Below are 13220 nucleotides of genomic sequence, written 5' to 3' on the forward strand. Positions count from 1 at the left end.
AACATATTTTCACAGGAAAAAAGGCAAGTAAAAAAGATATAATATTACTTGCCTTTTCCGATGATTGCTGAATAAAAAAGACATGGACAATTCGTCGCATGTCTTTTTTAGGGAGGTCATGATGTACATCAATGATTAAATGATGTATGAAAATACTTTGATTCCATTTGCTTTCTAACAATATAGATATGTTTTTCGTATCGACTCATCCAGTATTGGTAATAATTCACATTGCATCTTTTCATGAATTGTAAATATATCATTAAACTTTCATAAAGCGTATGAAAAAATTCTTTTTCGGGTAGTATTACCTGATGTGTAAGTTGATTTAATTTATCATTGATATGAAAAACGAATTGTCCATGTTCGTCTTTAGTAAAAACGTAAGTAATGGGTTTAGATAAGTCGGTGACTCTGGCGAAATCTTTAATTAAATAATTTTTCATCAGCAATAAATAAGTAACCCATGGTTCGATCGTTACAATCTGAAACTCAGTTAAAGAATTTTCATTGTAAATAATTTCAATTGAATATTGATTAAATGTATTAAAAATGTATTTTGAAATCATTTCTATGTTTATGTCATTATCTATTCGGACATATTGACTGTTGTTGGAATTGGGAATTAAAAGATGTGTAAAAATTTTCAGCATTGAACGACCTCCTAGGAGAACATTTCTAAATAAACAGCTTAAAATCTGTTCTGAAATTGTTTATATGATTTACTGCTATTTATTTAGAAATATTCAAATCAAAAAATTTCATCATGAAAATGAAATTACAAGCGATGAAATCATTAAATTAGATAACGACATGGCGAAGGAGTTTTATAAAATTTTATAAGAATAAAGTTAACTGTTCTTCCCCTTCGTTATTTTCCTCAATAGTATCTTCCATTTCTAATCGGATGTTTACATCTTCATTTGGAATAAAGATACAATCTTCAACACCGATTTTTTCCATAAGTATTAAATTTCCCTTTTCTGTTTGTTCTAGAAAATGTTGAAGAATGGATGGAAAAATTCTTGGTCTTTTATGGATTCCGGCAGATAAAGAGCCATCTTGACCAAAGTAATCAATTAAGATGTGACATATTTCTAATGTGCTAGAGAAGCCGTTGAATACAAGTTGAAGTGCAATCATTTCTTTTGTTGGGTTTGGTGGGAGATTTTGACGAACTTTTTCCACTATTGCTTCCAATCTTCTATGTTCCCGCTCTATTTGTTGAAGCATTCGATTTTTTTCTTCCAACAGAGCTTTCATTAATGATTCTTCTTGCTGTTTTCTTACATTCCTTTCAATTTCACGCAATTTTCGATATAAACGATTTATTTGTCGATCTAATAAGGGGACGTTCGCATTGATATGGGCCTGAATATCTTCTGGTATTTCCATTCCGTCTAAATCTTCCAATATTTCATAGCCGTATTGGTTTTCTTTGATTTTTATGAGCAATTCATCCAGTTCTAAATGAATAATGGAAGCATCTTTAACAATGTCTCTTAAAATATTTTCATCGATGCCGAGAAATTGCATAAGATGATCTTCACCATAATCAATTCTTCTTCCGGTCACTACATGTTTTACAGTAAATACTCGTCTTAATTTTCTGTTGCAGGCACATCGGCCGAGGTAGTTGCCTTTTCCATAATCAATATAATCTTCAAGAATCCAGCTACTAGCATCTTTTTCAATCTCTACTAACGTGACATCTTGAGAACGAACGAGTGTTACTTTTATATCGGCCATTATATTTAAAAATTTTGTTTTGAAGCCTTGTTTAACATGGTTTAAGAGAAAATCCAGTTGTTCTTTAGTTGCATAAGGGAAAAGGGATTCTCGTTCCTCTTTTGTTAATGGTGGTTTCATTTAACCTCTTCACCTTTCTTATACTTTAAGTTGATAATAAAGAGTACTATGAAAAGTGTCAAATGAAGGCATTTGATTTAGTTATGAATGAATTAAAAATTATGTACGGAAATTTTAAGATTGTTGATATGGAGTAATTGAATGAGTAATAGAGATACTAATGATGAGAAAATAAATTATTCAAAAGAAATTTTATTTTAATAACAGGGAAACATGATTTCAAAAAGAAATATTTAAAATGGATACCTTCTGATAGAACAAATTCGAGAAAAAGAGGGGATATGATGAAAAGAAAAGTGATTGCATTAATTGTTACGATGTTTCTTTTTATCGTTCTTTTTATATCAGGTTATTTGTATTATTTAAATAATCCATATATGCAAATTCGTACTGAAATAACACCAATCGATGATGAAACTTATCAAACCCTTGGGACATTAGAATATGTCGAACACCCTGATCAGAAAAACTTCCGAAAAATGCTTTTTACGTTTAAATTTAAATATTCTAATCAAGTAGAAAACATTAATACGGAAATGTCTGAGTCAATTAGAAATTTATTATCATCAAATGTATACTGGACGGGAGAAGGTTTTGAATACGATAATATCGATAAAAAGGAGTATATTGTTCAAGAAGAAATCGTCCTTTATACGGGTGAAATAACTGAGGAAGAAATAAAAGAGCGTTTAAAAGAAGGTGTCTTTGTCGTAAAGTGGATAGAAGATGGAGAGGAGAAACAGAAAGAATATAATATCGGTGAAACAGTTATGTTCATACAATGATTAACAAACCGCCAGAAGATGGCGGTTTTCATCATTTTTTACTTTGTTTTCATAGTTTCAATCAATCGCTTCATTACTTGAATTTGTCCAACATGCATTGCTTCATGGAATGCTGCAAAAGCAGCCAATTCTCCTTTTGTTTCATTTCCAAATATACTTTTTGGCAGTTTTTCATTAAAGGTATTGGTATCGATTGATTGAATACGTTCCAGTTGTTCTTCAATTTGTTGCAGCAAAGTTTCAAGATATGGTACATCCATTGGCCAATCTGCTGGTTTGGTACCAGGACCAAATAATTTTTGATAACTTTTTGGTATCGTCACTTTACCGTTGAAGAGTAAAAAATCTGTAGTCATCAATACATGTCCTACTTGCCATAAAATATTGTTATTAAAACCTTTTGGAATTGTAGAATAGACCTCAGGTGTAATGTTTTCTAAAGTTTGCTTCAATACCATTCTTGTACGAGTAAATTGCATTTTAATATATTCTCCCATGAAAATTCCCCCTTAATTTATCTTTACTATAAAATTTTAATGATATGACTAAAAACATTGAAAAATTTTTCACATAGTTTTAAATTTTACATTCTACTCTCTGCATGAAAGTAGTATAAACTGAAAGAGGGATAATTGGTTTGGAAATTTACTTTAAAGGATGAGAACATTGAAAAAAATTTTACTTGTTGCGTTCATACTCGTTTTATTAATTGGTGGGTTTTTTATCTATATTAAAGTGACACCACCATTAGTAACAGGAACGATTTTTAAGGGTCAAGATCATCATACCGTTGTAATTGCAATAGGGAATAAAGGGATTGGAGATTTGGAAATCACTAGTGTAAAAGTCAATAATCATGCGGATCCGAATGAAATAAAAATCCAAGTTAGCAATGTTTTGGTAGGTTTTGCAGGAACAATTGATGAAAATTCAGTTGCAGCTAGTCACATTCAATATTTCAACATCGAAGATATTTCCATTCCAAAAGGAACGATTCCGGAAGAACTGTTAAAGAAATTTGATGAAGGTTCAGCGACAGAAAAGGATACAATTTATGGATTAACTGTAAATCATCATGAAGATATTCATAATGTACATATCAAATATCGATATCTAGGAATATTGTTTAACGAAACTGTAGTGTTAGATTAATATGACAAAAGGTCGTCTGAAAATAGACGACCTTTTCATTTCCAATTTTTATGTAAAAATGCTTTCGTACGTTCATGTTGAGGATGTTGGAAGAACTGTTCAGGTTCATTTGATTCGATAATTTCTCCGCCATCCATAAAGATCACACGATTTGCCACTTCTCTTGCAAAGCCCATTTCATGCGTTACGACAATCATCGTCATATGTTCTTCTGCTAAATCCTTCATGACTTTCAACACTTCTCCCGTTAATTCCGGGTCAAGGGCAGAAGTAGGTTCATCAAACAGCAAGATTTGTGGATTTAACATAAGGGCTCGTGCAATAGCAACACGCTGTTTTTGACCGCCTGACAGATTGCTAGGATAAGCATTCGCTTTATCGGACAATCCCACTTTTCGCAATAAATCCATACAGCGTTTTTCTATTTCTTCCATCGATTCGGATTTTCTAAGTTTCGGGGCTAAAATCAGATTTTCTTTAACAGTTAAGTGAGGGAATAAGTTAAAGTGTTGAAACACCATTCCCATTTTTCCTGTAATTTTTCGTATATCTGCTTGGTTAGCATATTGCCCATCTTTTACTAAAAAATCGCCGTCGATACAAATACTACCGTTATCAATTTCTTCTAAATGAATTAAACTGCGTAACAATGTACTCTTTCCTGAACCTGAAGGGCCGATCATTGCAATAACTTCTTTTTTATCTACCGAAAATGAAATGGATTTTAATACTTCCTGGTTCCCAAATGATTTCTTCAAATTTGTAACTTCTATTAGCGCCAATTTTTTCACCTCTATTCGTATTTATATCGACGCTCTAACCATTTAAAGAATACCGTCAATATGAGTGTCATCGCTAAGTAAATTACTCCCGCAATAAAGTAAGGGACAATTGTAAACTCTCTGTTTACAGCTGTTTGTGCAAAGTGTAATAATTCTGGCACTGCAACTGCATAAAGTAGCGCGGTATCTTTGATGAGCGTAATGGATTCGTTGGCAACAGCAGGCAAGGCTACTCGAAACATTTGGGGTAATATGATGCGTGTTGTCGTTTGCCATTTTGTTAAGCCAAGTACTTTTGCTGCTTCATATTGACCTTTGTCGATGGAAATGAGCCCGCCTCTAAAGATTTCAGCAAAATAGGCTGCATAGTTTAATACGAATCCAATACAAGCCGCAACGAAACGATCAAATACTAAATATTCTCCTACCACAGGCAGCATCGGCAATCCGAAGCAGATTAATAAGAGCTGCAATAATAGGGGAGTGCCTCGCATGACGGTAATATATATTTGTGAAAGCCATGCAAGGGGCTTAAAACGGCTTTGTACCGCAAGTGTTAGAATAAATCCTAATGGAATTGATACAAGAATGGCAATGAAAAAGAGCAAAATGGTCATTTGAGCTCCTTCAAGCATCGGCCAAACAATCCGATTCCAGTAATCAACCATGATGTTTCCTCCCAAAAAATAAGAGTTCCATTGTCACATGGAAACTCTTATCGAAAATAATGACATTCTATTTTAGCATATATATTATTTTAATACTCGATCTTCACCGAACCATTTCTCAGATATTTCAGCTGCAGTACCGTCTTCATTCATTTCATCTAATGCTGCCTGCAGTTTTTCAAGTAATTCTTCATTTCCTTTTTTCACACCAACTCCATATTGTTCTGGAGCAAGTTCTTCTTCAAGAATTGTAAATGTATCTGGTTCTTGTGTCATGTAATATTCAACGACAACTTTGTCGATTACAACTGCATCAAGGCGACCATTTTTTAAGTCTGTTAATGCAAGTACATTATCTTTGTATTCATTTAAATTTACTTCATTGCTAATAGGATGTTCATTTAACGCATCCAATGCAGAAGACAATGCTTGAACTCCCACTTGTTTTCCAGCAAGTTCATTGATTTTTGTAATAGGAGAATCTACTAATGTTACAACAACTTGTGCGTTTTCTAAGTAAGGTTTTGTAAATAATACTTTCTGTTTACGTTCATCTGTTATAGTGTAACCGTTCCAAATTAAATCGATACGGCCACTGGATAATTCAGATTCTTTTGTAGTCCAATCGATTGGTTGGAACTCCACTTCAACACCCATTTTTTCTGCAGCAGCACGAGCCATGTCGATATCAAAACCAACGATTTCGTTTTGATCGTCACGGAATCCCATTGGTGCAAACTTATCATCAATACCAATTATTAAAGTTTCTTTATCTTTTGCTTCATCTTTTGTACCATTTGATTCTTCTTTAGATGATGAACCACACGCAGCTAATACTAAAGTGATCATCGTCATGAAGAAAAATAAAGCTATTTTACGTTTCATGTAGTATACGCTCCTTATATTAGTAATCTAATTATTTAGTTGTTTAGTAAACTAAAGTGTATTAGCAAAAAATGTAACACGAAATAAATGCTTCGTGTTTTTAAAAACAAAATCTAATACATTTAGATTTACAGAATACCTTCGTATACTATAGTAACCGCCATTGAGGGTGATGTCTAGTTAAAAATTTAACAATCTTATAACATATTAATGTTTATTTTGATGAACTCTAATAAATATCACTCCATCTGTTTATTACCAAGTACTAATTATTTAGTATATTAGATTTTTTTATATCAATTGAAAATACATGTATTTTTATATTAATAATGGTAAATTAATATACAGATTTTATTGAAAATGGGAAGGGGATAACATGAAGATTGAAGTAATTCGTGTGTCGACAGAGGAGCAATTAGAAAAAGCTTTTTCAATTCGAAAAGAAGTATTTGTTGAGGAACAGGGTGTTCCAATGGAAAGCGAAATAGATGAGTATGATAACCTTCTTTCTCCTTGCGAACATCTATTGATTGTTGTCGATGACAAGTCTGTTGGGGCTGGAAGAATACGCTTCGTAGATGGTTTTGGTAAATTAGAAAGAATTTGTGTATTACAACCATATCGTAAATTTGGCATTGGAAAATTAATCGTGCAAGAATTAGAGAAGATGGCAAAAGAAAAAGACTGCCAAAAAGTAAAGTTACATGCACAATCTCATGCGAAAGTTTTTTACGAAAAGCTAGGTTATATCATTAATTCGGATGAATTTTTGGAGGAAGGTATCCCTCATTATTTAATGGTAAAATATTTTGAATAACATATTGTCTCCTAATAATAATTAAATCTATAAAAAGAATTAAAAATATTCTGAACAACTAATTTCCTAAATTTATAAAAATTAACGCGGGCTATCTAGCTCTTATTCTATAAAATAAAGGACTTGGGAGGTCTAACATGGATTACAGTCCTAAGGAAATAGCCCAAATCACCGTTCAAAAAGGGGAAGAAAAGGCGAATATGTCCCTTTTTCAAATGCTGATTTTAGGATTTTTAGGAGGGGCATTTATCTCAATGGGGTATCTGGCATTTATTCGGATAACGGGAACAATGCCTGATGAATGGGGGAGTTTTGTAACCTTCATGGGAGCAACTGTGTTCCCAATTGGATTAATATTAATTTTGTTAGCTGGTGGCGAATTAGTTACTGGAAATATGATGGCAGTTGCAATGTCCTATTTTGCCAAAAGGATTACTTTTACAAAGCTTTTAAGAAATTGGTTTTGGATTACCGTTTTTAATTTGATTGGTGCATTATTTGTAGCTTATTTTTTTGGACATGTCGTTGGACTAACGGAAGGAGATTTTTTAAACAAAACGGTAAGTACAGCATTGGCGAAAGTAAATGCAAGTTTTATTGAAGCTTTCGTTTCTGCAATCGGTTGTAATTGGCTTGTAGCGCTAGCTGTATGGTTGTGTTACGGAACGACATCATTTTCTGGGAAAATTTTATCCATTTGGTTTCCTATCATGATCTTCGTATTAATCGGTTTTCAACATGTTGTAGCAAATATGTTTATTATTCCTGCAGCTATTTTTGCAGGTGAAATGACTTGGGGTCAGTATATAACAAATTTTGTTCCTGTCTTTTTGGGAAATTCAGTTGGAGGAGCTATTTTTGTAAGTTTGTTTTACTATTTGGCTTATTTAAAAAATGTATGAGAATGCTGTTTGTTTTAATAGATTTTAATTTGCTTACATTGTGTACATCTAATGTAGCTTATGGATAAGATATTAAGCATTCTTTCCCTTGAAGGAATGCTTTTTTCTTTACATGTGAATAATGATGATTGAGGTGAATGAAGGATGGCACAATGTCCACTTTGCAATTCTTTGCAGGAATTAGAAGTATTTTGTCCAAATTGCAAGAATAAGTTGGAGGATTCAGGGAAGGTTTCCGATTATTTCGATCCTTATGGACATTATAATGACGAAGAGACGGTGAAAATGGGAGACGGCTATCCGAATACGGCACGGGGCCAAGTTTGTCCACATTTAATGGTATGTCAAGAGTGTGGTTATGACGAAGTGCAATTCATTCAAGAAATCTGATGTTTACATAATACGCTACTGAAGTAATATACAACGTTCGATAAATGAGCAAATTGGGGTGGTTTAGTTGCTGCTAAAACAAAGTTTTTTCGAAAGCATACAAGGGGATGTTAAACTTTTTGAAGGGAAGAATGCATTTTCACAAGTCAAGTTAAACGTTTATTCATTTTACCAAGATGGTGTAGTCATTGACTGCGGAGCACATGTCATGAGAAAACAGTTTATGGGATTTTATGAACCGCTCTCCATTGACCGCGTTGTGATTACCCATGCCCATGAAGATCATGAAGGTTGTGCGAAATATTTGAGTGATAAAGGTATACCAATATATTTGCATCCTATGTCAATTGAAAAAAGTAAGAAAAAAGCAAATTATATGTTATATCGAAAGTTTTTTTGGGGGATTCGGCCTCCATATCGTGCAAATCCCCATGAGGAAAGTTTCGAATCACGAAAATATAGATGGCGTGTCATTGAAACACCAGGTCATGCAGCAGATCATGTGTCATTTTTAAACGAATCAACTGGCCAACTATTTGCTGGTGATTTATTTGTCACTCCACGTACAAAGCTTATATTACGTGAAGAAAGTATACCGCAAATCATTCGATCAATCGAAAAAGTATTACAACTTGATTTCGGAGAAATGTTTTGTTGTCATGCAGGGTATATAAAAGATGGTAAAAAAGCATTTCGGCAAAAGCTCGATTATTTATATATGTTAACGGATCAGGTGAAAAGTTTATCAAAGAAAGGGTATTCTGTTGATGAAATTCATCAACAATTGTTCCCTCGAAAATATCAACTTTCTACAATCTCTAGAGGCGAGTGGGATTCAAAACATATGATTACTTCGATTTTATCGGAGTAGAATCGTAAATTGGTAATTTAATAGGAAAGAGCAAGAACCCAAGAAATGCGGTGATTTCAACATTTCTTGGGTTAATTTCATGATGGTATCATTTTTTTATTTCATGCATATAATATATGGTGTGCTGTTTCCGTAATAATCTTTTCATTAAAGCTGTTCGATTCCATATTCCTCACTAATACCCTCTTAACTTTATTTCAGCAATTCTTTTAGCAATGGAAAATTTCCTGAATATAAAAACTCCGCGTTCTTTAAATGAATAATATCTAAATGGAAACTTTTCCCATATTTTGTATAAAACTCATAGGATTTTTATGTAGAAGTTTCTATTTAATTATTGATGTGCTGATTATTTGTTAATCACACTGTATAGATAGACGTATTAATGTTATAAAATATGCCAATTTGAAATCATATCGGTACATTGCTTTCCTCGTTAATTGTATTGCTTCTTCTTATAAGCAGTTATATTAAACTCCTTTTTTACTTTTACTCGCCATTCAATCAATATCTTTCATGTAGAGATAGAGTGTAATAGGTTTAAATAGTCGGCTGAATGATGATTACAAACCTTAACGAAGTTGATAGGTATACATTTGCAGGGAGGATTTTTCATGTACCAAGTAGGTGAATATTTATTATATGGCGGTCACGGTGTTTGTGTAATTGATGATGTTGCAGAGAAACTTTTTTCTGGTAAAGAAAAATTATATTATGTCTTGCATCCTATTAGTTATCCAGATTTAAAATTATATTATCCTGTAGATGGTGACCAATCGAAATTAAAAAAAATGTTGTCAGCAGAAGAAGCAAAAAATTTAATGAATATTTTTAAACAACCTGCAAAAGAATGGATTGAAAAAAATACAGATCTCAATCAGTTTTTCAATTCCGTCATTAGCAGTGAAAATCGTAAAGAGCTAGCAGAATTATTGAATACGTTGTTAAGAAGAAAATTACAATTCGAAAATGAAGGAAAAAAGTTACCAATACAAGAAACAAAATTATTGGAAGAGGCAAGCAATCTTTTGTATAACGAACTAGCTATTACACTTTCAACGACAAAGGATGCCATATCAAAACAAATTAATGAAATGGTAGCTACAAGTCAATAAATGAGGAAATAGATAAAACATCACCTTTTCCACTTAAGACAAAGGTGATGTTTTCCTTTTTCTATTAAGCTTTCAAATTGTTGAAACTATAGGGACATTGAAATCGTATAGAATAGAAAAGAATGGAAAGGAAAGTAGGGATAATTTTGCAAAAAAATGGGTGTATTAAATGTGGAAGTCGCAATGCAGCAACAAAGGAAGTAGCCATGTCGGGTACTGGTTTATCAAAAATGTTTGATATTCAACATAATCATTTCATTGTTGTTTACTGTAAAAGCTGTGGATATTCAGAATTTTATAATAAACAATCATCAACGGCATCGAACATACTTGATCTATTCTTTGGAGGATGATTTTAAAAGGAGAATAGTTTCAAAAAAATTAGTTGATATAAATTTAAAATAAAAAATCATCCGACAATCAAGAGCGGATGATTTTTCATTTACATTAATGAGCAAGTCAATTAATAAATCTTAAATCTAGTAAATACTTAATCATATTTTGCCAATATAAGAAAGATAATCATCATAAAAAACATTCTCATTAAGGATGTATTCCAAATGTAAAGAATTTATTCACACAATAAAATAAATCGAACAAAAGTTGATTTTTTTGCAACTGAGCGATCTGTTATAGTAAATCCAGCTTTTTGCACTAAATCATCAATCGGTTTGATGGAGACAAATAAAACCCGGTTAGCAATGCGCCGTGCGTGTTGAATGATATCGTATTCTTGTTCTGGTGAAAGATGAGAATAAATATTATATGGTAAATCCACAATTGCTACATCGTAATAATCTGTTACATCTGCAATGGAGCCTTTTGTCACAGTCGTTTCGTATCCAAAATAGGCGATATTTTCTCTTGCTCCAACACAAACGAGCGGACTAATATCTCTTCCGACAATATCAATATTCATAGATAACGCTTCGATTAATACTGTTCCAATACCGCAACAAGGGTCAATAGCTCGAATGCCTTCTGGTTCGGGAATTGCGATGTTAACAATCGCTCGAGCCACTCTCGTGCTAAGAGCCGTTGAATAACTGTTCGGCTTATGTAAATGTTTACGCCAAATTGATTCAGCTTTTGTCGCTTTTCCAAAATACCAACATTCATTTATGTAAAGCAAACCAAAAATAACATCAGGTTGGTTTAAATCTGGTTCTCCATCAATAGCCTGTCCAATTTGCCTTTCAATTTTTCGTCTTTCAGGATGATGGATTTTCTTTGTATTTCCGATATCCATTTTGTTAAGACATACGACTTTGTAAGAAGAATCCGTAAATTTTATACCATTAATGATCTGTTTTAGTTCCTCAAAACTATGTGCCTCAACATACACTTCTAAGAAATCTTCTATAAAAGGACTACGGCTAGGATTGATTTTACGATCGGTGATAATAAAATTTTGTTCAGTATCAATTCCAAATAAAGAGCGCCTTTCCATTCGACAAAGCTCAAATTCGTCAGGATGGTAAACAAAAGTATAAATATATTTCGGTTGCTTAATCAATTTCATCTTCCTTTTGAAAATATGTTAATAAAAAGAGACAGTCCATTTCGACCGTCTTGTTTGACATTCATTAAATATATCATATTTTTTTTAAAAACGTAAAAGTAAGTTGTTATATCTCGTTCTTTGCATTTGCGCCAATCATAAAAGTGCGCAACTATTTTGCGCACATTTACAATAATGAAAGAGGGATATCAATTTTCTAATAATTGTTCAACGGGTACTTCTTTTTCATTTTCTGGGTCATCTAAAGGATAAATACGGGCTGTTCCTTTCGTTTCATCAACATGCTGAATGTAGATGCGCTGTCCGTTATATAAAACATTTGCGATTGCACCTGATTCGGCGATTTCTTTTGCGCGTTGTAAATTCATGAAATAGCCTCCCGATTTCTCTATTCTAATATCATTATTGACAAGTTGAAAAATTTCATACTTTTCGCTTACTAGTCATAATTTCAATAAAAATTGTAAATATTATAGAAAAATCTATCGATGATTGAGGATGGATATGGGAGAAATTTATAATGCGAATAAAGATGTATTGCCAAAAAAAATCCCTTGGTTGATGAAACAAACTTGGACTGATATTTTATTTCTTCACTACCCAGTAAAAAAAGATGTATTAGAAGCACACCTTCCTCCAAATCTTATGCTTGATACATTTGAAGGACAAGGTTGGGTTACGATTGTATCATACTTGACGAAGGCGATTGGCATTCGTGGCATACCATCTGTTCCGATGGGTAGAGGAATTCCAGGGTTGAATGTGCGAACGTATGTAAAAGCTGGAAATAAACCAGGTATCTATTTTTTTCAGTTGGCGATTCGTCATAGGGTAACTGCCAAATTGGCAAAGGTGTTGTTTCATTTACCGTATATATACTTGGATATGTCGCTATTAAAATCAGAAAAGCAATTCCATTCTGAAAGCAGTAGAATCTATTCTTTACCATTCAAATGTCAATATAATGTTCATTCTCAAGCATCCCGTATGAAGCAAGGAACGTTAGGCGAATGGTTATTGGAAAGATATTGCTTTTATACAACAAATCCACAAGGAAAATTACTTCGTTGTGATATTTATCATGAACCGTGGATTGTTCATGATGTAGAGTTAATGGAAGTAGAACATAATATTTTATCAACAGCATTGAATATTAGTTCTAAAGCTATTAATCCAATTCCTCATTATTCAAAACAATTGAGTGTTCATATATGGCCTCTTATTTCAATTTAAAAGTCCCAACAAAAATTTCGTTGGGACTTATTAACTTTCATCGTAGTGTCGATTTGGGACAGGTGGTGGTATAATCGGAAGAATTAATAGAATCCTTTGAATCCTGCTCCAACGATAATTAGTAAAACAAATAACACTACGAGTAAAGCGAAGCCATTGCAATATCCACCGCCATAGCCGTAGTTATCGTATTTGTAACCCATTCAACTCACCCCCTTCTGAATCTAAT

General features: G+C 32.9%; 18 protein-coding genes. 9 read left to right on the forward strand and 9 right to left on the reverse strand.

All coding sequences use genetic code 11. The features are described from left to right. Positions 1–128: 128 nt before the first annotated feature. Both NSQ18_RS13025 and NSQ18_RS13030 read right to left on the reverse strand, forming a co-directional pair. Entirely contained in the window at positions 129–653 is a 525-nt protein-coding gene (locus tag NSQ18_RS13025) for a hypothetical protein (RefSeq protein ID WP_016837221.1), read from the reverse strand. A 184-nt stretch (positions 654–837) separates the two neighbouring features. After that, a complete protein-coding gene (locus NSQ18_RS13030; protein WP_339288302.1) occupies positions 838–1869 on the reverse strand; it encodes a hypothetical protein in 1032 nt (343 codons plus the stop codon). Positions 1870–2150: 281 nt separating this feature from the next. Here NSQ18_RS13030 and NSQ18_RS13035 point away from each other — a divergent pair, with 281 nt between their 5' ends. Further along, complete coding sequence (locus NSQ18_RS13035; RefSeq protein ID WP_126434507.1) at positions 2151–2654, forward strand: hypothetical protein; 504 nt, start codon at positions 2151–2153, stop codon at positions 2652–2654. Between the two features lie 38 nt (positions 2655–2692). On the opposite strand, the gene NSQ18_RS13040 is transcribed toward NSQ18_RS13035, so the two are convergent. After that, positions 2693–3151 carry a DinB family protein gene (locus NSQ18_RS13040; RefSeq protein ID WP_016837225.1) on the reverse strand — a complete coding sequence of 153 codons (459 nt, stop codon included), beginning with the start codon at positions 3149–3151 and terminating at the stop codon, positions 2693–2695. A gap of 160 nt (positions 3152–3311) precedes the next feature. Between NSQ18_RS13040 and NSQ18_RS13045 the strand changes: the two genes are divergently transcribed. Beyond that, complete coding sequence (locus NSQ18_RS13045) at positions 3312–3806, forward strand: hypothetical protein (protein ID WP_339288304.1); 495 nt, start codon at positions 3312–3314, stop codon at positions 3804–3806. 35 nt (positions 3807–3841) lie between these two features. On the opposite strand, the gene NSQ18_RS13050 is transcribed toward NSQ18_RS13045, so the two are convergent. The 3 genes from NSQ18_RS13050 to NSQ18_RS13060 all read right to left on the reverse strand — a co-directional run bounded on the left by NSQ18_RS13050 (position 3842) and on the right by NSQ18_RS13060 (position 6141). Next, a complete protein-coding gene (locus tag NSQ18_RS13050) occupies positions 3842–4588 on the reverse strand; it encodes an amino acid ABC transporter ATP-binding protein (RefSeq protein ID WP_016837227.1) in 747 nt (248 codons plus the stop codon). An 11-nt stretch (positions 4589–4599) separates the two neighbouring features. Continuing rightward, a complete protein-coding gene (locus tag NSQ18_RS13055; protein WP_016837228.1) occupies positions 4600–5256 on the reverse strand; it encodes an amino acid ABC transporter permease in 657 nt (218 codons plus the stop codon). Between the two features lie 84 nt (positions 5257–5340). Beyond that, positions 5341–6141: an amino acid ABC transporter substrate-binding protein gene (locus NSQ18_RS13060; RefSeq protein ID WP_016837229.1), complete on the reverse strand. Its 801-nt coding sequence runs from the start codon at positions 6139–6141 to the stop codon at positions 5341–5343. Positions 6142–6517: 376 nt separating this feature from the next. Here NSQ18_RS13060 and NSQ18_RS13065 point away from each other — a divergent pair, with 376 nt between their 5' ends. The 6 genes from NSQ18_RS13065 to NSQ18_RS13090 all read left to right on the forward strand — a co-directional run bounded on the left by NSQ18_RS13065 (position 6518) and on the right by NSQ18_RS13090 (position 10589). Then, entirely contained in the window at positions 6518–6958 is a 441-nt protein-coding gene (locus NSQ18_RS13065; protein WP_096551412.1) for a GNAT family N-acetyltransferase, read from the forward strand. 137 nt (positions 6959–7095) lie between these two features. Next, a complete protein-coding gene (locus NSQ18_RS13070) occupies positions 7096–7860 on the forward strand; it encodes a formate/nitrite transporter family protein (protein WP_096551410.1) in 765 nt (254 codons plus the stop codon). A gap of 144 nt (positions 7861–8004) precedes the next feature. Then, a complete protein-coding gene (locus NSQ18_RS13075; protein WP_339288307.1) occupies positions 8005–8250 on the forward strand; it encodes a hypothetical protein in 246 nt (81 codons plus the stop codon). Positions 8251–8317: 67 nt separating this feature from the next. Further along, on the forward strand, positions 8318–9121 hold the full coding sequence (locus tag NSQ18_RS13080; protein ID WP_016838469.1) for an MBL fold metallo-hydrolase: 804 nt from the start codon (positions 8318–8320) through the stop codon (positions 9119–9121). A 614-nt stretch (positions 9122–9735) separates the two neighbouring features. After that, positions 9736–10236: a CarD family transcriptional regulator gene (locus tag NSQ18_RS13085; RefSeq protein ID WP_339288309.1), complete on the forward strand. Its 501-nt coding sequence runs from the start codon at positions 9736–9738 to the stop codon at positions 10234–10236. 146 nt (positions 10237–10382) lie between these two features. Further along, entirely contained in the window at positions 10383–10589 is a 207-nt protein-coding gene (locus NSQ18_RS13090) for a zinc ribbon domain-containing protein (protein WP_016838465.1), read from the forward strand. Between the two features lie 218 nt (positions 10590–10807). Here NSQ18_RS13090 and NSQ18_RS13095 read toward each other — a convergent pair whose 3' ends face one another. Both NSQ18_RS13095 and NSQ18_RS13100 read right to left on the reverse strand, forming a co-directional pair. Further along, on the reverse strand, positions 10808–11758 hold the full coding sequence (locus NSQ18_RS13095) for an RNA methyltransferase (RefSeq protein ID WP_311733643.1): 951 nt from the start codon (positions 11756–11758) through the stop codon (positions 10808–10810). A gap of 188 nt (positions 11759–11946) precedes the next feature. Further along, a complete protein-coding gene (locus NSQ18_RS13100; protein ID WP_016838461.1) occupies positions 11947–12126 on the reverse strand; it encodes a small acid-soluble spore protein H in 180 nt (59 codons plus the stop codon). 136 nt (positions 12127–12262) lie between these two features. Here NSQ18_RS13100 and NSQ18_RS13105 point away from each other — a divergent pair, with 136 nt between their 5' ends. Beyond that, a complete protein-coding gene (locus NSQ18_RS13105) occupies positions 12263–12991 on the forward strand; it encodes a DUF2071 domain-containing protein (RefSeq protein WP_016838459.1) in 729 nt (242 codons plus the stop codon). Positions 12992–13074: 83 nt separating this feature from the next. Here NSQ18_RS13105 and NSQ18_RS13110 read toward each other — a convergent pair whose 3' ends face one another. Beyond that, positions 13075–13194: a YjcZ family sporulation protein gene (locus NSQ18_RS13110; RefSeq protein WP_016838457.1), complete on the reverse strand. Its 120-nt coding sequence runs from the start codon at positions 13192–13194 to the stop codon at positions 13075–13077. Between the last annotated feature and the right edge of the window lie 26 nt (positions 13195–13220).

The sequence above is a fragment of the Ureibacillus sp. FSL K6-0786 genome, from assembly GCF_037965165.1.
GTDB lineage: Bacteria > Bacillota > Bacilli > Bacillales_A > Planococcaceae > Ureibacillus > Ureibacillus thermosphaericus.